At 37.6% G+C, this 22,283-nt stretch carries 18 protein-coding genes; all 18 read right to left on the bottom strand.

The window, feature by feature from the left end; translation table 11 throughout:
- Positions 1 to 129: 129 nt before the first annotated feature.
- Entirely contained in the window at positions 130 to 1,605 is a 1,476-nt protein-coding gene (locus HT701_RS04065) for a PTS galactitol transporter subunit IIC (RefSeq protein WP_172931244.1), read from the bottom strand.
- Positions 1,606 to 1,652: 47 nt separating this feature from the next.
- On the bottom strand, positions 1,653 to 1,958 hold the full coding sequence (locus tag HT701_RS04060; RefSeq protein WP_000590549.1) for a PTS sugar transporter subunit IIB: 306 nt from the start codon (positions 1,956 to 1,958) through the stop codon (positions 1,653 to 1,655).
- A gap of 38 nt (positions 1,959 to 1,996) precedes the next feature.
- Entirely contained in the window at positions 1,997 to 2,473 is a 477-nt protein-coding gene (locus HT701_RS04055) for a PTS sugar transporter subunit IIA (RefSeq protein ID WP_000521974.1), read from the bottom strand.
- 316 nt (positions 2,474 to 2,789) lie between these two features.
- The gene (locus HT701_RS04050) at positions 2,790 to 3,098 is read right to left on the bottom strand and encodes a hypothetical protein (RefSeq protein ID WP_172931243.1); all 309 of its coding nucleotides are present in this window, start codon (positions 3,096 to 3,098) and stop codon (positions 2,790 to 2,792) included.
- Positions 3,099 to 3,579: 481 nt separating this feature from the next.
- On the bottom strand, positions 3,580 to 10,146 hold the full coding sequence (locus HT701_RS04045; RefSeq protein WP_166728224.1) for a S8 family serine peptidase: 6,567 nt from the start codon (positions 10,144 to 10,146) through the stop codon (positions 3,580 to 3,582).
- Between the two features lie 577 nt (positions 10,147 to 10,723).
- Positions 10,724 to 11,983, bottom strand: coding sequence for an IS1380 family transposase (locus tag HT701_RS04040; RefSeq protein WP_172931242.1), 1,260 nt, complete (start codon positions 11,981 to 11,983; stop codon positions 10,724 to 10,726).
- A 370-nt stretch (positions 11,984 to 12,353) separates the two neighbouring features.
- Positions 12,354 to 13,139, bottom strand: a complete 786-nt coding sequence (locus HT701_RS04035) for an ABC transporter permease (RefSeq protein WP_023936560.1) — start codon at positions 13,137 to 13,139, stop codon at positions 12,354 to 12,356.
- A 1-nt stretch (position 13,140) separates the two neighbouring features.
- A complete protein-coding gene (locus tag HT701_RS04030) occupies positions 13,141 to 13,959 on the bottom strand; it encodes an ABC-2 family transporter protein (RefSeq protein ID WP_023936562.1) in 819 nt (272 codons plus the stop codon).
- A 1-nt stretch (position 13,960) separates the two neighbouring features.
- A complete protein-coding gene (locus HT701_RS04025) occupies positions 13,961 to 14,953 on the bottom strand; it encodes an ATP-binding cassette domain-containing protein (protein WP_001240792.1) in 993 nt (330 codons plus the stop codon).
- 400 nt (positions 14,954 to 15,353) lie between these two features.
- Complete coding sequence (locus HT701_RS11845) at positions 15,354 to 15,599, bottom strand: hypothetical protein (protein ID WP_000643408.1); 246 nt, start codon at positions 15,597 to 15,599, stop codon at positions 15,354 to 15,356.
- A 398-nt stretch (positions 15,600 to 15,997) separates the two neighbouring features.
- Positions 15,998 to 16,207 (bottom strand): hypothetical protein, encoded by a 210-nt coding sequence (locus HT701_RS11840; protein ID WP_223200444.1) that lies wholly within the window; start codon positions 16,205 to 16,207, stop codon positions 15,998 to 16,000.
- A 442-nt stretch (positions 16,208 to 16,649) separates the two neighbouring features.
- Positions 16,650 to 17,339, bottom strand: coding sequence for a 50S ribosomal protein L1 (rplA, locus tag HT701_RS04015; RefSeq protein WP_001085675.1), 690 nt, complete (start codon positions 17,337 to 17,339; stop codon positions 16,650 to 16,652).
- A gap of 207 nt (positions 17,340 to 17,546) precedes the next feature.
- Complete coding sequence (gene rplK / locus HT701_RS04010; RefSeq protein ID WP_001085812.1) at positions 17,547 to 17,972, bottom strand: 50S ribosomal protein L11; 426 nt, start codon at positions 17,970 to 17,972, stop codon at positions 17,547 to 17,549.
- A gap of 122 nt (positions 17,973 to 18,094) precedes the next feature.
- Entirely contained in the window at positions 18,095 to 18,811 is a 717-nt protein-coding gene (gene ldcB, locus HT701_RS04005) for an LD-carboxypeptidase LdcB/DacB (RefSeq protein WP_023936566.1), read from the bottom strand.
- A 2-nt stretch (positions 18,812 to 18,813) separates the two neighbouring features.
- Positions 18,814 to 19,284 carry an HIT family protein gene (locus tag HT701_RS04000; RefSeq protein WP_050223150.1) on the bottom strand — a complete coding sequence of 157 codons (471 nt, stop codon included), beginning with the start codon at positions 19,282 to 19,284 and terminating at the stop codon, positions 18,814 to 18,816.
- 1 nt (position 19,285) lies between these two features.
- Positions 19,286 to 20,323 (bottom strand): M42 family metallopeptidase, encoded by a 1,038-nt coding sequence (locus tag HT701_RS03995; RefSeq protein WP_023938993.1) that lies wholly within the window; start codon positions 20,321 to 20,323, stop codon positions 19,286 to 19,288.
- 97 nt (positions 20,324 to 20,420) lie between these two features.
- A complete protein-coding gene (brnQ, locus tag HT701_RS03990; protein ID WP_031222542.1) occupies positions 20,421 to 21,746 on the bottom strand; it encodes a branched-chain amino acid transport system II carrier protein in 1,326 nt (441 codons plus the stop codon).
- Between the two features lie 171 nt (positions 21,747 to 21,917).
- Positions 21,918 to 22,205: a rhodanese-like domain-containing protein gene (locus HT701_RS03985; protein ID WP_000659161.1), complete on the bottom strand. Its 288-nt coding sequence runs from the start codon at positions 22,203 to 22,205 to the stop codon at positions 21,918 to 21,920.
- Between the last annotated feature and the right edge of the window lie 78 nt (positions 22,206 to 22,283).

Below are 22,283 nucleotides of genomic sequence, written 5' to 3'. Positions count from 1 at the left end.
ATTTTCATTGAGTATAATTCAATTACCATTATTTTCTCCGATTTCTTGATAGTTTATAAAAAACCTAGGCTGTCACTCCTAAACAGTATGACAACCTAGTTTCAACAATTTACATTTTATAGGAGCGCATTATTTTGCTTTTGCTGCGTACTCTTCGTTACGTTTAATCATTTGTTTTCTGTACCAAGCAAAGATACCGATATAGAATACAAGGAAGACTACTGCACCAAGAATTGCTTTGATATCACCAGTTGTAGTGTTACCAATTGTCCAACCAAGAAGTTTTTCGATTGGTCCTTCAAGAGTAGAGTGAGTAATCAATTGAGTTTGGCTCACACCTTCTGGGAAGGCACCTACACCTTTAGCAAGTTCTGTTGCAAATGGTGCAATAAGTGTACCTGAAAGAAGGAAGAGTGGCAACAAGAGTGTTCCGAAGATAATCATACGGAGCAATTTACCACGAGTTACAACCAAGAGAGCTGGAGTAACACCCATAGCGATGATACCTGCAAGTGGCAAGATACCATTTCCGACTTTTGAAAGAAGAACAGCTTCAATCAACATGATTGGAGCAAGTACGTTGGCACAAGCCCAGATTTCAGCACGACCAGCGATGAATGGCCAGTCAAGACCGATATTGAATTTACGTCCTTGAAGACGTTTAGTAGCAACGTTTGTAATACCTTGTGATAGTGGTTCTACGGCTGCGATGAACCATGAACCGATAAGTGAGAAGAGTTCCAAAGATACACCGGCAGTCAAACCAAGAGACAGCCATCCTTTGATAACAAGACGCCATTTATCTGCATCTGCAACCCCTTCAATTGGATGTGGAGTTCCCATAATACCGATAACGATACCAAGGATGAAACCGATGAAGAATTTAGATCCCCAGAAACCGATTTTCTTGTTCAATTTAGCAGCATCAAAGTCATATTTATCAAGGCCTGGGAAGAATTTTTCAAAAATCTTATCCAAAACCATGATAACTGGGTTCATCATGTAGTTCATGTGAGTTGATGTCATTGGTGATGAACTTGGAGCGTTAAGAAGGTCATCAAATGTAGGTTTCATCAAGTCAGAGTTGATAATTTTCAACACACCAACAAGGACGATAGCTGCTGTAGCAATCAAGAGTGAAACCCCTTGACTCACACCGTTGTTGTCTGCATACCATTTAATCAAAAGACCTGTGATAGACAAGTGCCAGATATCAAAGATATCAACGTCAAGTGTATCTGTTTTCTTCATAGCAAGCATCACTATGTTGACAATCAACATGATGAGCAAGAAGTATAGTGTCCAAGCAGAACCCCAAGTGATTGTAGCAAGTGGTGCCCAACCAACGTCGGTGATACTCAATTGGATACCAGTGTTTTCAACGAATTTTGCAAGCGACGCTGAGAAAGCAGTGTTTAGCATACCGATGATGGCACCGATACCTGTAAGAGCGATGGCAAGTTTGATACCACCTTCAAGCGCTTTGGAGAATTTCACTCCAAAAAGTAAAGCCAATACTGTCAAAATGATTAACATGATGACAGGTCCACCCATATCTAAGATGGGATTGAAAACCTTTCCGATTAGGTCAAAGATTGCATCCATAACAGTTCCTCCCTTTTTTATGTTATATGAATGTTAACAAATTAAAATTAGCTTAATCCGTGTTCTTTGATAGCTGCTTCAATATTGTCAAATACTGGAGCACTCATTGCAGGGATACGGAATAAGATTGGTCCAGCTTCGATAACTGGAATACCTGGGTCAAAACCAAGATCTGTCGCAGCGATTGGTGTGAAGATGTCATAACCCTTGATAAGGTCTTCGTTAACATCTTTGACCATGACTGCATCACAGTGAACATCGTAACCACGGTTTGAAAGTTCTTCTTCAAGAGCACTTTTAATTTGGTGGCTTGAGTTAACACCTGCACCGCAGGCAGCAAGAATTTTAATCATATGGATTTCCTCCGATTTAATATTTTTAATAGACAAGATTAAGCGATTGCTTCAGCTATATAAGCATAGAGGGCTTCTGGTTCAGAAATTTTTGATAGGTCTTCAAGATGACCATTTCCAGTAAAGAAGTCCATCAACTGAGCAAGAATGTTCGTTTGACTTGAACTCGAGTTATTGATGATAAAGAAGAGCAGGGATACTTCTACTTCCTTATCTGGTGCAATCATATTGTGGAAGGTCACAGGTTTCTCTAATCGAACGACCACAACTTTTTCAGCTAGATTATGAACAATATCTGTATGAGGAATAGCCACATTCGGCAAATCCTTACCCAAAAATTCCATATCTAAGCCAGTTGGAAATGACTTTTCACGCGTGATCAAGGCTTCACGATAAGTTGGAGTCACGATTTCTCGTTCCTCCAATAAAGTAGCAACCTGATCAAAGAGATGTTCTTGATTATCCGCTTCTAAGCAAAACACAAGGTTTTTGTCAAAGAAATGATCTAATCCCATAAGGTTTTCCCTTCTTTCCATTAACTTTATGCTATAAGTATAACACTATATGTAATCGTTGTCAATAGTTTTCTGTTGATTTTTGTCTTTTTTTATACTTTTGTTGTGTTTATAGTTTGTTATATAAAAATAAACAAACAAATATTCCAAGTATTTTTCTGTTCTAATACTCAATGAAAATCAAAGAGCAAACTAGAAAGCTAGGCACAGACTGCTCAAAACACCGTTTTGAGGTTGTGGATAGAACTGACCAAGTCAGTAACCATATCTACGACAAGCCGACGTTGACGTGGTTTGAAGAGATTTTCGAAGAGTATTATTTTCCTTCTTTATCAGGAAATAGATAGCCAATCCCTACACAAGCTAGGACGCCTGCTCCAATCACCAAGCCACTTGAAATTAGCAACAGGTCCAAAATTGCATTTGCGATGATAAAGGCAATAATCAAACACATCAGACTAGCCTTGTAGTCTTTTTTCAAAAGATTCTCTAGAGTGAAAAAGAGGAACAGACCCACCGGAATCAAAGACCATAGGCTGACATTCAAACTTGGCCAGCCAACAGAACCAAAATACAATACTGTCACTGCTGCTAATAAAAAGACAATTCCCAATAATTTTTTCATTTGTTTATCTCCAATTTTTTTATGAACTTGAGTTCTCTGATAGTGAAGCCTCACGTCCCTTACAAAAATCATTATAGTAGAGGTCAGTTTCAAGAACAAGTTCTTTTGCCTATCTGGTCTCTATATCAGTCTAAGTGGTTAAATAATGGCGATAAAATAAGGAAGCAGGTGAAAAACTACCTCCCAAATGAAAAGGAATTAAGCAACCAAACGCTACTTAATTCCTTGAAATTGTCTCATCACCTCTATTAGCCTTTAAATTTTGAAAGACTCTATTTGCTAATCAATATTTGTCAATACTAACCCTTTCAATCAATTCATTAGTTATCTAAACTAAGTCTATTAATAAATCCAAAAAGAGTATCAATAGTAAAGTAAACTAAATAATTGAGTTATAAATAGCTATTTTCACAAAACTGTTTCATCATCACACCATCTCAGTACATAAACCATTTTTTCATCTATAGCTTTTGTCTTAATCTTAATCTTTTTTCTTTAATCCAAGAAATGCACCTAAGGTAAACATTATTCCGGCAACCAATGACGTGAAGACTTCGCTAACTGTTCCGGTTTTTGGCAACCTATCATTGTTAGTAGTTGATTTACTATCAATATTGGTATCTTTATTAGCTATGTTCTCTGGTTCATTAAGATAAACTTCCTTCTCATTTTCAAAGTTTTTATCATTTTTATCAGGAACTGGAGCTGTAACATCCTTAGTTGAATCAGATCTTTGACTTTCATCTAATTGACTATAATTTACTTGTACAGGAACTGTAGTTTTGACATCTTTAGTTGAATCAAATTTGTGTGAATGATCTTCTCTTTGTAAATCCTCTTTTCTGTGACTTTCATCTAATTGATTATGATTTGCTTGCACCTTATCTTTCTTTTTGGATACATCAAAAGTAGGTTTATTTTCCTCCTCCTTTTTCTCCTCTATTTTCTTGAATACAGGTTTTATAAGGGTATCTTTTGATAGATTAATAACATAGCCAGCGTCTTTTTTACCTTCGAAACCAGCAATTTCCCAACCATCAAATTGATAGCCTTTTTCTAATTCACCCTTATAGACAGGTAAAATAAAATCTTCTTCCGGCACTATCTGAGAACTCATTTCTTTTCCATTTTGAATGGTCACAGTCACCCTATGAGGTTTTAATTCGCTCATTTCTCCCGTATCTTTATTTAAAATAAATTCTTTTACGGTTGTATTTCTTGCGAAATCTTTTACAAGAATCTTAATATTTAGTGTCTTATCTGTTAGTTGTTTAATATCATCAAATGATGTATATTCTTTTCCATTTACATAAATATGTTGTTCTTGAATCTCACCATCGAATCCATTATTTCTTTTATCATTGATGTTAAAGACTACAGATTTTCCATCAGCATATTCGATACTAGTATTTCCCTTAGGATCAATGTTTACTTCGGGTTTAACATTATCATATAAAAACTGATAGTGGACTCCAACTGCTTTCGCATTCAAATCGCTATAGCCAGTTTGAAGATAAACATTTCCATCCATATCTGTTACCTTATCTGGAAATCCGTTTGCTTTATAGTCTTTCATTCCCCAGTCCATGATGTCACCGTCTTTAACATTCAGCTTAACGTTAAAATCTCTAGTGTTATCAATGTGTAAATCTCCGTAGATTAAATAATTATCTACAACCGATTCATTAACTCTCAATTCCCAGTTAAAACCACCCTTATCAGAAATCTTACCTCTTAAATAAAATTCTGGATTTCGTACATAAATTTTATTAGATTTAGATGGATTAAAGTAGTTCTTATCCATTGAAAGGTTTACTGGTTTGGTATCAATAAATAACATGGAGCCATCTTCTTTTATAGCTTCTACATTAGAATATTCCTCCCCATGATACTCTTTATTATCTTTACCAAATAATACAAGTTTAGAGGAATCTGTCACAAGATTTCCATCTTTATCGATTGCTTCCCCTTTATCATTCATGTTAAAGGTAAACACTTGATATCTTACAATGTTAAAGCCGTCCAAAGCCGACATTAATACTGATTGAGTGCTTCTTCCATCTTTAACATTTCTACTATCAGCATAAATTGTTGTTTCTGAAAGGACTCTTAGATTAGGATTGGTCTTTTGTATTTTTGCTATATCTTCCTTGCTATAAACTCCATTCCCTGCTAACATATCCGTTTTTCCAGGATTATAGGTAGTCACTTTTAGTGCATAGCCTTTTCTTAGAATGATGTTATCCTTTAACAGATATTGTTGTTTTTCTGAATCAGAATAGATTTTACCAGATTCCATTTCAGTTAAATTGTTTGGTTTGTTCTTTGAAAGATCTCCTTCTCCTAATTCGATTACATTCCCATAACTTGATGCATAGGGATATTCTGTTTTAGTTTCCTTATTTTTTTCAGGCATTCTAATTTTAGTTTTAGCTTTTGTTTCACCCTTATCTTTTACAAGGATATTCATATCACCCGTAAAGGATAGACCATCGACTACATCATTTGTGTTTGCAAATAAGTCAAAGGTTAGAGTTTTAGTTTGTGGGTCGTATTTACTTGCCTTAATTTCTATTAATTTGAAGTCATTGCCATAGTAAGCCTTAGCATTTTTGGATACATTACTTACTTTTCCAAGAATTTCAAAATGTCCATCCTTTGATGGGCTTAATACTCCACCAAGTTTTGATTTAACATCATCAAGTTTCTCAGTTTCATATTCTAGAGCACTCTTATCTTCATAGGCAGTTATATTTCCTTCATCGTCATATTGATAATCAAGTTCTACTGTTCTTGTACCACCATTTACAAAGTCCTCTTCTTCCCTATATTTCTTTTTAATGAGTTTCTTTAGGTCTTTATTTTCAAAGTTTCTAATTGTTGAAATAGTTTTATTTATTTCAAGGCTAGCTTCTCCCTCAACTGAACTTTCTTCATCTGGTTTTGAATCTTCATCCTTAGCTTGATTATTATTGGTATTTTCCTCTGAGCTCTTTGCATTTTTGAGTTTATCTTCAGAAATTTCACCAAGTTTTTCATATTTAGAAGCATCTTTGTCAGGATCTACTAGGTAATAAGAAATCATTCCTTTTTCATCAGCTTGGTCATCAAATTTAATTCTATGGATTTTGGTGAAGTTGCTTGCACCATCTAGGGCGATTACTTCGATGATTTTTCCTCTTAAATCTCCTGCTCCGCTAATTTCGTAGATAGTATTTCCATCTTTATCAAGCTTCCTATTTCTTCCCTCACCCTCTCCGGCGTAAGTTACATCAAGACTTTTCTCAACATCTCCATACTTATCGACAAGAGCTGCACCTGCGTACCATACTTCGTTGGCTACTTCTTCAAATTTCTCAGGATGTTCTTTTTGGTCTCTAGCAAACAAGGTTTCGTGTTTGTACTCATCCTTTACCTTGTGGTAGGTATCTTTTGCGATCAATTTAATTTTATCTGGATTAGAAAAATCAATTGAAATAATTTTTGGAGCTGTATTATCAATTTTTACTGGTATATAAGAAACTTGCCATGGATAATCCTTGGTTAATCTATATTTGAATTTGTAGAAGTATTGACCCTCAGCTATTGATTCAAATTGTCCTCTTATCCTAGTAGCTGGATCTTGGTTATCCTTACTTTCTGGTTCATTTTCTTCTCTACCTCTAGGGTTATAGATGAGTCCATCCCACTTCAAATCACCCCAAACTTTTAGTTTAGATGATTTGATTCCCTTTGCATCATTGCTTTTAGAATTTAAAATTCCTCTAATAAAGTGTTCTCTCGAAATGACTTTTAAGTCTCTTTGATTTTCTCCCTCTTTATTTGTATTTACTATTGAAATCAATCCTTCTTCTGCACTTCTTAATACAAGTGGAGAAGGGGTTAATCCTCTTTCAAGTTGAGCATCTTGAGGATTTCCATTTGAATCTAAAGGATAAATGTTAGCAACATTAGATCCACTAGTGGATTCTGCATGAATACCTTGGTTGTTAAAGGCAAATAGGTCTGGGTCTTGGTCTAGTGATGTAATATTTTTATCTTTTCTGTTTTGAATAACAGCTGCTGGATTAAATTTATCTATACCATGTTCTCCACCAATTCCCTTATTTAAGGTTCCTGGAATTTTTGGTTTACCATCATCATCATAACCTTCCATTGTTTTTGATTTTGAACCCTCTTCCCAGGCCCATTTATCAAGGATTGGTTCGTGGTTCCAATTCCCAGCAAATCCCATTAGAGGCATCGACAAAGAAGGTTGGAAGTTTATTTTCTTCCCGTTAGAGTTTAGAGCTTCCATTTCTTCCACTGACTCAAAATGAATAAATGATTCTACAAATTTATTTTTGTCTTTAGCCTCTCCAACATTTATAACCGCATTCAAATCAAAGCTAGAATTTGCGCCTATAGTGAAAGTATCATGCTCAAATGTGATATTTGCTCCTTTGATTTTTTCTGGATGGATTTCTGGAACAATTTGCTTACCATCTGGAGATTTTTCATCTTTATATGTTTCATCCAGTTTTAATCTGTCAGTTAGAGAATCTGTAGTTATCGCTGATGCTGAAACTTTAAAGGTTAAAGGTCTGTCTGATGTATTGTGAAGCTTAACTGTAAAATATTTTTCTTCTCCTTTTATTTCTTTAAGAGAAATAGAACCATAAGAGTTTACCAAACCTTTAGAATCCTTGTTTTTGAAAGTCGCTACAACTTCATTTCTCAAAGCATTGGCAACATTAATTAGCCCTGCTCCCTGTTGTCTAGGTGATGCAAAGTATTGGCTTTTTTCTTTCCAAGACGTTGCGTCCATCATAGGTCGCGCAGTATTTTGTAAAGCAATTTTTGTAAGACTTGTAAGGTCTATTTTGTCATCTCCCTCAAGATTTTTCAATACAGGTCTTTCAAGCATTTCCTTTAACTTCGGTCTAATCAAAACAGTAGAAGCTGCTACGATTGGAGTTGCCATACTAGTTCCTGACATATAGCCATAAGTTGATTTCCCATTAATGACATTAAGCGTGGATTTAATATTTTTACCAGGTGCTGAAACATCGGGTTTTAAAAGTAAATCTACTCTTGGCCCCCAAGATGTGGATCCTGCTGGAACGATGATATCTTCTTTATAGAGTTCTTTGTCTGTGTCAGGTGCAAACTTAAAGTCAATCTCTTTTTCGTCACCTACATTCGGTTTGTTGGAATTAAAACTTTCCATATCAATTGGATAGTATTGCTCCAATTTATCTTTAAAATCTTCTTTATTATTTCTTTTGACTTCAGTCTTTTTATCAGGATTAATCATGTTCCATAGCTTTACACCATCATCTCCTGAAATTGAAAACACTTGACTTTTAGTAGCTTCATCCGCTTCATATCCCATAGCTGGAAGCTCTGTCCAATTATCTCTATTGTAGTAATTGACAGTATTTACAACCATAATGGCGCGTGCGCCCTTATCCGTAGCTTTTTTAAAAGCATTTTTTAAATCCTTTGTATAAATTCTATCCATTACTGCAATTTTGCCCTTAAGATCCAAACCTATCAAATCTTGGTCTTGGCCCTTGCCTATATATACAAATTTCAATTTACTAGGAGCTTTTGAACCATCTTCATTTGTTGTGATTTTATTCTTATCGAAAAAGGCCCCTATATTTCTGTATTTAAAACTTTCTCCACCTATGTTAACTTTATCAAACTCAACTGTTTGATTTTTAGCAGATGCAACCGCTATCGCATCTTCATGTGCTGCTGTTCGCGTTACATTTCCAGTGTCGGTCATTTTCAGATGATTATTTGCCACTAAATCCCAAGAAGAACTTGAAGCAGAAGTCGCATAGTTACCCGTAGCGACAACCATTGGAATGCCTGCTTTTCTTAATGCTCTAATAGCTTGCCAATATTTCTCACCTACAAGACCTGTTCCTGTAAAACCAGATGATACCGAAACAACATCAACGTTGTGTTTGATGGAATCTTCAATAGCATGAAACATTGTTTCATCCCCTGCGAACCCAGATCCTGCGTCAGAGTACATTTTATAAGAGAAGATCTGTGCATTAGGTGCAATTCCATCTATACCATTAAAGTTCTTGATGTCTTTTTCAGTATCATTTCCAGCAAGAATCCCTGCAATATGCATCCCATGGGGATCAAAATAATCACTTCCATCATCAGCTCTTTCTACGGTAATTTTACCACCATTATAATAATTAAAAGCATGAGGAATTTTATCACTCAACCAATAATTTTTATCAGTGCCTTTTAAGTCTTCTTTTTTAAATCTCATTGAGGCTTTGGCATCATCATCGATTCTCATAGCCTTATGCCTATAATCTGTTCCAGTATCGATATTTGAAATGACCATACCTCTGCCATCAAAATTTCTTCCAAATTGAGCATTAATGGCCTTTAGGTAATCAATAGCTTCCTCAACTCCAATTTCCTTTCTGGCATGATTCATCATGGGTTGGACTTTTTGTGCCCTTTCAACCGATGAGATACCTTCTATGTGTTTAATTTTGTCCAAGTTATCTGGAGTTGTTTCTATGGCACTACCGTTAAAAATTCTATCATAAGTATATAAAACTTTTGTATTCTTAAGACTGGATAGTCCCTTGATTGCTTTTTCTCTAGACTCTTCATCTTTAAATTCAGCAATATAGACAAGTCTATCCTCTTTTTTGGGACTTTCTGAGTCTTTACTTGCAGACGAGTCCGCTTTATCTCCTTGGGATTGATTGGAATTTTCTTCTTTGCTTGTTGCTTCTTCATTGCTAGTGCTATTGTCTATCACAGGATTTTTACTAACAACTTCTTTTTCCTCAATAATTGTTGTTTTCTTTTCTTCAGTATCCTTTGAAGCTTCTATAGCATGATGAATCTCTTCATGTTTCTCTTTATTTTCTGTTTCCTTATCTACTACTACTTTTTCTTTATCAGAGATATTTAAAGCATCTTCAGAGCTAGATATATCTGCTAAGACTACCTCATTAGGGGCATAGGCTGCTAAAATAACTGCAGCTGTGGTTAATGACAATACTGTACTTTTTTTCATTTTAATTCCTTACATATTTATTTAACTTCCAATAGATAGAAAACTTTAACTTTGCTAGCCTTTGTTATAAAAAGTTTTACTAAGTATTATCTAGGAAATAGAGTAGTACATTTATATATAATTGTTAGCTCTCCATAAAAATAGTATATCATTTTTTAAATTTAAGTCAAGAAAAATTAATATGTGTTAATTTATTTTTTAATATACATTAAAAATATAGAGTCAAAAACTTTCGTAGTTAGCTGGGGTACATTGTCAGAACATTCACACCATCAAAAATAGTAGCAATCAAATTGAACCACTACCAAAATCACAAAGTCAAACATCATTGATGAAATATCAGCGCTATTAAACAATATAAATAACCGCTAAGAATAAGACTTAACCCCAAATCATTCATACCTCTCTCAACTAGATGTAACTTACAAAACCCCTGACCTCATGAGCCACTTTCTTCCTCCTCATGAGGCCAGTTTTACTTTCTGCTGTTCCAGTATCGTTTTTCCTCGCTAGATTTCCTCAAAAGGGCAGACTCCTCCCTTGGTGCGTCACACGATTTTTTCATCTCGACTGTTATTTAATGCATCATTAACGACGCTTTTCTTCTAGGTGGTTCATAAGGAACAGGAAGATTTAGGTTGACTTTTCTAATCCTAGAATAAAGTGCTGAAAACAATTCGGAATAGGCATAGAGACTAGACAATTTGAGGAGCTGCTTGCGTCCTGTTCGAACACATTTTCCTACCACGTGAAGAAAAAGATGGCGGAAGCGTTTGATTGTTAAAGTTTGGAAGTCACCTCCAGCTAGATGTTTGAGAAAAAGATAGAGATTGTAGGCGATACAGCTCATCATCATACGAACTTCGTTTTTGATTAAGCTTGAACTATCCGTTTTATCGCCAAAAAATCCCTCCTTCATCTCCTTGATGAAATTCTCGGCTTGACCACGTTTTCGTTCAGAGAACTGGCAGACACGACGCTTGTGCGACCAAGATCCTGCTTGATAGAGAGTTTCTGAGTAGGCGGAGTGGGGCAAGATGGTTAAGTCCTCATCCTGTGGGCAAGGGAGGGAAAGGTCTCCAAGACGGCTCAGAACAGTATTTTTCTTGAGTTTTATGAGGTAGTATTGCCCTGTTTTTTCAATTAAATCGTATAATTTTGGGGTCGCAAAGCCACTATCCATTCGAAAGAGAAGTTGATTAAACCGTTCTAAAACAGGTGTGATAAAGCTGTCTGCCTCTTCAGAACAATAACGATTACCAGGACGAAGCTGGGCATTGAAACAATAACCTGTCTTCCCCTCGAAAGCATAAAGAGGATGATAGCCATGAGCACGATAGTGGGCGTTATAAGCAACACCTTCTTGCTTGCCATAAGTTGTGAAATGGGTAGAATCGATATCTACAATGAGTTGGTTTAGCTGGTGAAACTGTAAAAAGAATTCGACCAATTCAAGGTTGAGGCATCGCAAACTATGGACTGTTTCCTCGTCAGTTCTGGAAAGAAAACGGGATAAGGTTGGCTGTGAAGCAAGCTGCCCTCCTTCCAACAATTTTGGAAAGTAGGCATCAGCTGACAATTCTTTACAAGCATAGTCCGTTCCATAGCCTGTTAACAGTTGAAAGAGGAACTGGACAAGGATATCTGAATCCGAATAACGACAGTAGCGGCGTTGGTCATTCGTTACTAAATACTTAGAAATCCGCTCTTTTAGTTTCAACTGGGAAAAAAGTTCCTGAAAAAAGATAAGACCACCATACTGGGTTAAATGACCTCCATCGAAAGATAGTTGGTAAAAAGACTTGTTTTGGAAGTGATGATTTGGTAAACTGTTCATGTGAGTTTCCTTTCTTTTTGTGTTTTTTTCTACACTTATACCATAAAGGGGAAACTCTTTTTTGTCTAGTAAAAAACACCCATTGGGTGAAAAAAGAAACCATCCAGGATCTAAGCTAAGGCAAGGATTCTGGAGGGTTTTTAGATTAGGGGTGAATAATTGGGGTTAACGGTTATTTATACATATCTATTTTTTCAAATCTTCAGTCATATGTTCACCTGTGACCTAGGCTTTACGAGTGCCTTGCTCTACCAACTGAGATAAATCGGCGATTACACTTACAGTATAGCACTCTGAGAATAGATGTCAAGGAATTTTCATCTCTATTAGAAAAAGCCTGTCCTAAGACAAGGCTTTGAGTTTCTTCATCTTAGGATCCAGCACTTTCATAAGAATCCAAGCCCCTGTCCCATAGTTTCAAGGAAATACCAAAAAAGACAAGGGAAATCAAAATCAAACCTCCAATGTTAAAGAGTACATCCTTGTCCTGCAAAAAATAGCTAGCAGGATAGTAGGCCGTAAAGGCAAAAGGCACGATAAAGCTGATCAACCAACGAAGAAGCGAATTGTAAATGGAAATCGGGTACTTGGCAAAATCATTAAACATATAAAAAATGTAAATCATGGCGCCTGACTGCTTGGTCCAAAAAGCGATGCTGGCTGTCGCGATTTTCAAGGAAGTATAAATCAAGGTCGCAAAAGGAATACAAACTAGGAAAAGCAGGAATTTTGGAAGAGTCCAAGCAATGCTAGTCACTGTTGTTCCCAATAGGATACCACCGACCAAGAGTTCTCCCAAAGCATCAATCTGAAAAGTCTCAACTAGAATATGAAAGAGAGGATTGATAGGACGAGTCAGATACTTGTCAAACTCCCCTTTTCTCACCAAGCGTTGTCCCAATGCCCAGAGATTGTCAAAAAAGAGATGGTCCAGTCCCTTGGGAATCAAGGAAAAACCATAGATAAAGGCAATTTCTTGAAAAGTCCAACCTTCCAGGGATGGGATGTGTTGAAAGATGACATTAAGAAACAATAGGTTCAAGCCTTGAGTCAAAAAAACTCCCAGCACACCAACCACAAAATCCACCTTGTATTCCATAATTTGTTTGATGTATTGTCTGATAAAAATCAGATGCATGCGTTGATATTTTTTCATACTAACCTCCCTGAATGGTAATGAATGACTGGACTCGTTTCCAAATCAACTGAGATAAGCTCACCATCACTAAGAGCCAGAAGAACTGCAAAGCGAGCGCCTGAATCATCTGACTGGCATCGTATTTCCCAACAATAATCATGACTGGAGTGTAAATCAAGGATGAAAAAGGCAAGAAGGACAGAATATCTGAAACAAGCTTTGGAAAGAAAGCCAAGGGAATCAAACTTCCAGACATAAAAGCCACTATGGAAGTCTTGAGTAGATTGGAACCCCATAGATTTTTAAATACAAAGGCTGAAAATCCAAAGCAGATATTAAAGAAAAAGTTAATCAGATAGGCCAGCGTTAAGCTAAAAAGATAAAGGACAGTTAATCCCAGCACTTCTACAATACCTTGTCCAGATACGATTTTCATCAACACGATGACACTTAAAAATGGAAGGCCAACAGAGATAAAAATCAACCACTTGGACCCAAGCTCGGTGAAAAGATATGAGGCCGCAAAATGCACCGGTCTCAACAAGCGCATGATAATAGAACCATCCTTGACCTCCTCCCCAATCATAAAGGAAGAATCGGATCTAGTCAGAAGATTGGTCACAAAACTCATGATGATGTAGAGGGTGATATCCGCCATACTGAAGCCCTGAATCAAAGACTCTTGTGAGGAATCAAAGACTGCCTTCCAGAGATAAAAAGCTACAAAAGCCCCCATGACATCGCCTATTCGATAGAGAATAAAGTTGACTCTATAGGTGATCAATTCCTGAACACCTGCATTGATAAAGGGTTTATAACGTCTCCACAATTTGACCATCTTAGAGCTCCTTTCGGTAGAAGCGACGGATAATATCCTCAATATCCGTATCCACCATCTTCAAATCGCGGATTTCAAAATCAGACAGGGTTTGCTTGATAATATCAGCTGACTGGTAGCGAGAACTATCGAATTCAATGTTGAGGCTGTTTCCTTGTCTATCAATGGTCATATCCGAAAAACCTTCATAGTGAGAGACGAGATGACTTTGACCTGGTAGCAGTTCAAAGGAGAGCGTCTTCATCTTGCCAAAGGTTTCCTTGAGTTGGCTCACCGTTCCATCAAAAATTTCCTGCCCCTTGTCAATCATGAAAATCCGATCACAGAGTTGCTCAATATCGCTCAAGTCGTGAGTGGTCAGGAGAATGGTTGTTTCTTCCTCCTGATTGATCTGAGTAATGGCACGACGAATGTTATCCTTGACCGAAACGTCCAAACCAATGGTCGGCTCATCTAAAAAGAGAACCTTGGGATTGTGGAGCAAGGAAGCTGCAATATCCGCCCGCATCCGTTGTCCCAGTGAAAGAGTTCGCACAGGATCCTTGATAAAGTCCTTCAAATCCAAGACTTCATTCAAAAAGTCCATGCGCTTATGAAAGAGCGAGTCTGGCACATCATAAATCTCTTTCAAAACCGTGTAGGTCTCTTGCAGTGCCAAATCCCACCATAGCTGGGTGCGTTGTCCAAAAACAACCCCAATATCTTTGACATAATCTTGCCGATTGTCCTGGGGAATCTTGCCGTTAATCCGACAAAAACCAGATGTTGGTTTCAAAATTCCTGTCAGCATTTTAATGGTTGTCGACTTCCCAGCACCATTTGCCCCGATAAATCCTAAAATCTGCCCTTTTGGAACCTCAAAGGTCAAATCCTTGACCGCTTCAAAGGTCTGCTTTTCAGGATGAATAAAGGAGCGCAAAGCCCCCTTCAAGCCCGGTTCCTTAACAGTCTTCACAAAATTTTTCTGAAGATGTTCCACTTCTATCATTGCCATATCTATCTCCCTATCATAAGGAATAGCAACATTGTGTTTTTAACTACAAATATTCTAAATCCTTACTTTCTACACCTTCTATATTTTATTACTACAGAAGGCTTTATACCAATCTATTATAGTCCAATAAAAAACAGAATGCAAGCGTTTGCCTATGGATTGTGAAATTAGGATTTCTCTCATAAAATAATACTTTTAATCAAAAATTCAGTTGAATAGTTTAAATTACCAACCTACTCATCTTCTCACCAGAGGGCGGTATTAACTTTGATCATAAAATCGGATACTCCCTCTATCCAGAAAATATGCTCAGAATGATTGTCTCTAAACAATACCTGCTCTTTTACCTCATTCATGAAAAAGAAGTCCATACCCTGAGAATTATCAACTCACGCACCGACTACCTAAACCAACTCGACCACCTCTTTCGTACATGTAGGAAACTATTTTCCTCACAAATAATCTCATTATAAAATCCAATAAATTTTTTTAGCTCACTTGAATATTTTCTTTGTATCGTTTTATCAGCTTCAATCTGATTTAGACTTGTTACCTTGGAACGACTTGAAATAACCTTTGTAAAATAACACTTAAGACTTTCATCATCTCGTATAAATTTTTCAATAGTGATATAAAAAGCTTTCATATTCTGTTTATAATCAGATATTAATTGATTAATTTTATCATTCTGATGAAGATTCGATACCATAATATATAGCGGATTGAAATAAGATGAGAACAAATTGATTGGAAAAGTAAAATTAATTTCTATAAATGTTTTAGCAATTGTTTCATACTATTTTAGATTCAGTCTACTATACATAAACTAACCTCCTCATTATTAGCAAGGCTTCTACTGATTATAACCTAATTCTTAGACTACTTCAAGACTAACTGTCCAATAATAATCTACAGATAAATCATCCACTCTTAATCAAATTTTATTCAATCCATCTACTCATTCCCAAAAGGTTGCTGTATAATGCAAGACATTTTTCTTACTGCTTTTACTTTTCCTTACCCTCAATTTAGTGAGCTAATAAATTATTCTTCTTCAAAAGGTTGAGATTTATCTAGTAACTCTAAAACATTAATGGTAGGTAGCAACATTGCTTCACTGCTATCAATTGCCGAAACTATTGAAACAATAGAACGTAAATAAGGACAAAGAATAGCAGTACCATTTACGTATAGAATATCGGTGATATTTTCATCTATATTTATTTCAAAATATCCTATTACAGTTACAGATATTTTTTCATGGCATCTTTGTCAACTAAAGAAACACTAAGTTTTACGGCTCCATGACTATAATCATCTGTATGACCAACCTTAACTATGGGATATAATATATCGAAGGTAAATGTGAACAAACTGATTAGGAAATTTAAACCAACTTCTAACAATGTGTTATACTCAATGAAAACCAAAGAGCAAACTAGGAAACTAGCCNNTGTTTTGAGGTTGTAGATGGAACTGACGTAGTCAGCTCAAAACACTGTTTTGAGGTTGTGGATAGAACTGACGAAGTCAGTAACCATACGCACGGCAAGGCGACGTTGACGTGGTTTGAAGAGATTTTCGAAGAGTATTAGAAAGCTCGATGGACTATTCCAGATTCATTCCACTAGATTTTGAAATCAAAAAAAGTTGAGACATAGCGTCTTCAACTTTTTTACATTACTTTAACTACTGATTAAAGTGAGTTTACGTCAACTTTGATACCAACACCTTGAGTAGTTGTGATAGTCAAGTTTGTTACGTAAGTTCCTTTAGCTGTAGCTGGTTTTGCTTTTTGGATTGTTTCGTTGAAAGCTTTAAAGTTTTCAACCAATTTTTCAGCTTCAAATGATACTTTACCGATGATTGCTTGAACGTTACCTGCACGGTCAGCACGGTAAGTGATTTTACCACCTTTAGACTCTTCAACTGCTTTAGCAACATCCATTGTTACAGTACCAGTTTTAGGGTTTGGCATCAAGTTACGTGGTCCAAGGACACGTCCAAGACGTCCAACAAGAGCCATCATATCAGGTGTAGCGATAACTACGTCGAAGTCCAACCAACCGTCGTTGATTTTAGCAACAAGGTCATCTTCACCAACAAAGTCTGCACCAGCAGCTTTTGCTTCTTCAGCTTTTGCACCGCGTGCGAAAACAAGAACGCGTGAAGTTTTACCAGTACCGTTTGGCAATACCATTGCTCCACGGATTTGTTGGTCAGCTTTTTTAACGTCGATGTTCAAGTTGTAAGCAACTTCTACAGTTGCGTCAAATTTTGCAAAGTTAGTTTCTTTTGCAAGTGCTACAGCTTCTTCTACGCTGTATGCTTTTGTGCTGTCGATTTTCTCAAGAGCAGCACGAAGTTGTTTGCTTTTTTTAGCCATTTTCTATTCTCCTTGTAAGTGGTTCAATCGATTTTCATCTCCCACGTCACTCCTCGAAATGATGAAGTCTTGCGGGTTTTCAGTCTATTACTTTCCTTTTCCTACGGCCTTAAGTTCCCTTGCTGTACCCAAGTACAAGTATCAGTCACTTGCCTAGTATGAAAAGCAACTAATAGACTGCTGTGAGATTTTCTACTGTGTTATTGATTAGTCAACAACAGTGAATCCCATAGAACGAGCAGTACCTTCGATCATACGCATTGCAGACTCTACGTTTGCTGCGTTCAAATCTGGCATCTTAGTTTCTGCAATTTCTTGTACTTGTGCACGAGTAACTGTAGCAACTTTAGTTTTATTAGGTGTACTTGATCCTTTTTCAACACCTGCAGCTTTTTTCAAAAGAACAGCAGCTGGTGGTGTTTTCGTAACGAAAGTAAATGATTTATCTTCGTAAACTGAGATAACAACTGGAATAATCATCCCAGCTTGGTCAGCTGTACGAGCGTTGAACTCTTTTGTGAATCCCATGATGTTGATACCAGCTTGACCAAGAGCAGGTCCAACCGGTGGAGCTGGTGTAGCTTTACCAGCAGGGATTTGCAATTTTACAAGTTTTTCGACTTTTTTAGCCATTTTTAAATCCTCCTTTGTGGTTTTGGCGGTAATTAGAGATTTTTACCTCCCACAAGTATGCTTTTCACATACCCATCTATTATACACTATTTATCTGGAATTGCAAGAGAAAAGTTTATTTTTTAATCGACGTAATCTCCGCCTTCAAAGCCGTAATACTCTTCCAAACTGAGACCACTTGCAGCAATTTCTTTTGCTTCTTTTCCGACATAACGCAGGTGCCATTCTTCAGCCATATAGCCTGTTTCCTTTTCCTTACCTTTGAGATAACGGACAACAAAGCCATAATCAGCTGCATGATCCAAAAGCCATTGGGCTGCTTTTTCTTCTGTTACCAAATCACCATCAGTCCCAATCACATCAAAGGCCAAGCCTGTCTGGTGTTCGCTATAGCCAGGACGGGCAGAGTAACGGTCAGCTGCTGCCTTCCCATCTTGGTTGACATAATCTTGATAGAGCTTGGTCTGAGTTTCATAACTTCTAAAACCACTATAATGGTCGCTAATCGGGAAACCTGCCTCTTGCATAGCCTTGATGAGTTTGACCAACTCTGCCTTGGCTGTTGGATTTTCCCCTGGATTGTAGTCTTTCGACAATGGATAGTGTTTATTTGCTACGATGATTTCATCGTATTTCCCTTGGATGCTGTAGTAGTCTCCTTTATTGACCACTTCTGCTTTTTTCTGGGCAGTTCCTTGAGAATTACTACCGACTGTTCCATCAGCTTTAGCTGTTTGCTCTGTTTTAGCTGCTCCATCTTCATTTTTTGTTTTTTCTTGTGAACAAGCTGCCAATGTCAAGGCTAGCAAGGCTGTCAAGACAAGGTATCTTTTTTTCATTTTTACTCCTTTATTTCTAATAGTTTATCTAGTTCTGACGATAAACGTTTGACTAATTTTTCAATCTCATCAGGTTTTGCTTGGCAGGTTTCTGCTGTCATTTCTTCAAAGGGAACCCACCAGACTGGACCACGTCCCTTGAGGCCGTGACCATTCATATCACCTGTTCGTCTAGGGAAAATGTGCCAATGAAGGTGGGCATCGCCATTGCCTAGAAGCTCGATATTCATTTTCTCAGCAGTAAAGGCCTTGGCAACTGCCTCTTGGACTAAACTCATTTCCTCTAGAAAACGGAGCCTCGTTTCCTTTTCTAAATGATGCAATTCGGTGACATGTTCCTTGGCTAGAAAAAGACTATAGCCTTCAAAATACTGGTGGTCTCCAATAACAAGATAGCCTGTTTCCAACTCTTTGACAAAATAGGGATTTTCCCCAGCTTTAATGAGCTCAATTCTCTGACAAATAAGACACATATCAATCTACCAAGTTGCTTTTTAGATAAGCATCAACCATACGCTCTGTTGCAACCACCGAGTCAATATGAGTGCGCTCATAAGAATGACTAGACTCGATACCAGCACCGAGAAGGGCGTGTTTGACTTCTGCCCCTGCAGACATAGCTGCTGAAGCATCCGAACCATAAAATGGATAGATATCCAGCTTAAATGGAATATCTTGCTCTTTAGCCAAAGCAACCAAGTGTTGACGGAAGTCATAGTGATAAGGACCTGAAGCATCCTTGACACAGATGGATACTGTATATTCGTCTGTCTGCTGGTCATCTCCCATAGCTCCCATGTCCACAGCCAGATATTCTACTACCTGAGCAGGAATGTTAGAATTAGCACCGTGTCCCACTTCTTCAAAGACTGAAAAAGCAAAATGGGTTGTTACGGGCAATTCAATCTTCTCTTCCTTATAGATACGAAGCAGGTTAAGCAAAATCGCTGCGCTGACCTTGTCGTCCAAATGACGAGACTTGATAAAACCTGTCTCTGTCACGACAGTTCGTGGGTCAAAACTGATAAAATCACCGACCTCAATCCCCAAGGCACGAGTTTCTTTTTCATTTGTTACTTTGGCGTCCAAACGCACTTCCATATTGTCCTGCGTGCGTTCTGCAGTTCCTGCATCCTTATAGACATGGCAAGAAGTTTGGTGGATGAGGATGGTACCTGATAGCTTTTGACCTGTGCTAGCCACATGAACGGTACAGTTTTCTCCTTCAATCATGTTCCAAGGAAAACCACCGATACGGTCCATTTTGAGACGACCGTCTGGTTTGACAGCACGGACAATGGCACCCAGCGTATCTACATGGGCAGTCACATAGCGGTGTTGTTCATCTTTTTGACCTTTAATGGTCACATTGACACCGCCCTTAGCTGTGCGAACCGGCTGGTAACCAAAACCTTCTAAAGTCTTGACTAAATAGTCCGAAATCTCACGAGTGAAGCCTGTTGGCGATGCAATAGCTGTTAGTTCTTTGATATATTCTACTGTTTGATTCATTTCTTCACCTCTTTTGCTACCTATTATAACACATTTATCATCGGATAAAAAAAGAAAACCACTCCTGTAGACTTGACTACAAAAGTGATTTTAGTAATTATTCCATTTCAAAAACATCGCTTTCTTGCTTGTTTGGTAGAACCAATGAGAGCAAGATTCCGACAATGGCTGGAACCAACCATGGGAGTGAGGCCTTGGCAAAAGGAAGAACGCTAACAAGATTTGCAAAAAATTCAACCTTAAAGGAGCTTCCTAGTACGCTTGCAATGCCAATAGCTGTAACAACAGCAATTGTCAACTGCATACCTGGTTTTGAAAGAGCCACGAATTTGTTGACAATGACAATCATAACGATGGCAATGGTGATTGGGTACAAGATAACCAATACTGGAATGGAGTACTTGATAATCGCATCAAGACCCAAATTGGCAATGGCAAAGCCAATCAAGGTAAAGGCTGTCGCATAAACCTTGTAGCTGATTTGTGGGAAGCGTTCATTAAAGAACTCAGCTGTTGACACAATCAGACCAACTGTTGTTGTGAAGCAGGTTACAGTAACCATAGCTGCGAGGAAGAGTTGAGCTGTTGAACCAAATATTTCTTGAGTGGCTTGTGACAAGATGTAAACACCTGGTGTTCCACCTTTCATAGCCTCAGCTGGTACTGGGAAATGATTTCCAAGGAATCCTAAACCAATGTAAAGAGCACTAAAGGCAAGGGCTACAACGATACCAACCACCCAAATAGTCGAAATGTATTCTTTCTTACTTGAAAATCCAAGTTGTTTCAAGGTTTGAACTGCGATTACGCTAAAGGCAACTGAGGCGAGGGCGTCCAAGGTGTTATAACCTTCTAGGAAACCTGTCCCAAAGGCAGAAGCTTGATAAGCAGCTGAAGCAGCTTGAGGACTTGTTCCACCGTATTTGAAAGCTCCCAGAACAACCAAGATAACAATCAAAATCGCAAAGACTGGCGTTAAAATACGTCCAATGCGGTCCAAGATTTTTGATGGATTAAGCGAAATCAAATAGGCTGCTGCAAAGTAAAGAACCGTAAAGACAATCAAACCAAGACCTTTATTTGCATCCGACAAAAGGGGGCTAATCCCTACTTCGTAAGCTGTTGTAGCTGTACGTGGGATAGCAAAGAATGGACCAATTGACAAGTAAAGAACTGAGAGGTAAAGAGTCGCAAACCAAGGCGCTATCTTTGTTGAAATCTCGTAAATATATCCTTTAGGATTTAGCGTTCCAATAATAAGGGTCAAAACGGCGATACCTACGCCTGAAAAAACAAAACCTGCGATGGCAGGAAGAAAATGTTCTCCAGATAGAGCACCTAGAGAAGGCGGAAAAATCAAGTTCCCCGCACCAAAAAATATTCCAAACAGGAGCAAACCTGTTAGGGCACCTTTTTTAGCCATGAAAATCTCCTTCATATTTATAAAATACTGACCTAGTATATCATGAATAGGAGTATGAAAAAAGCTTCACGAAGTAAATATTGAATGTTTTCAAGATTCTTAAAAATGAGAATTGTCTAAAAATAAAATTCTCCTACCCAGTCCACACCAAGCAGGAGAAAATTCTTACGTTTAGAGTTCTTCAAAGGCCGTCATGCCACCTTGTACATTGATAACCTCATAACTTTGTTCAGCTAGAAATTGGCAAGCACGCGCCGATCTCATTCCAGATTTGCAAATAACATAATGTAACTGGTTCTTATCCAACTGATCATAGGTATCAGCCAATTGACTAAGTGGTAGGTTGTGGGCACCTTCTAAATGAAGAGTTTCAAATTCGTCCACTTCTCTCACGTCCACTAGAGAAAGTTGGTCGTTTTGATAAAGCTGGTAAAATGCGTCAAAGGTTATTTCTTTCATTCTTTTTCTCCTAATGCTCTTCGAAAATCTCTTCAAACCACGTCAGCGTCGCCTTACCATAGGTATGGTTACTGACTT

Origin of the sequence: Streptococcus sp. 10824, from assembly GCF_013276595.1 — a bacterium.
GTDB lineage: Bacteria > Bacillota > Bacilli > Lactobacillales > Streptococcaceae > Streptococcus > Streptococcus pseudopneumoniae.
The sequence above is the reverse complement of the archived record's forward strand: the minus strand, read 5'-3'. Positions and strand labels throughout refer to the sequence as shown.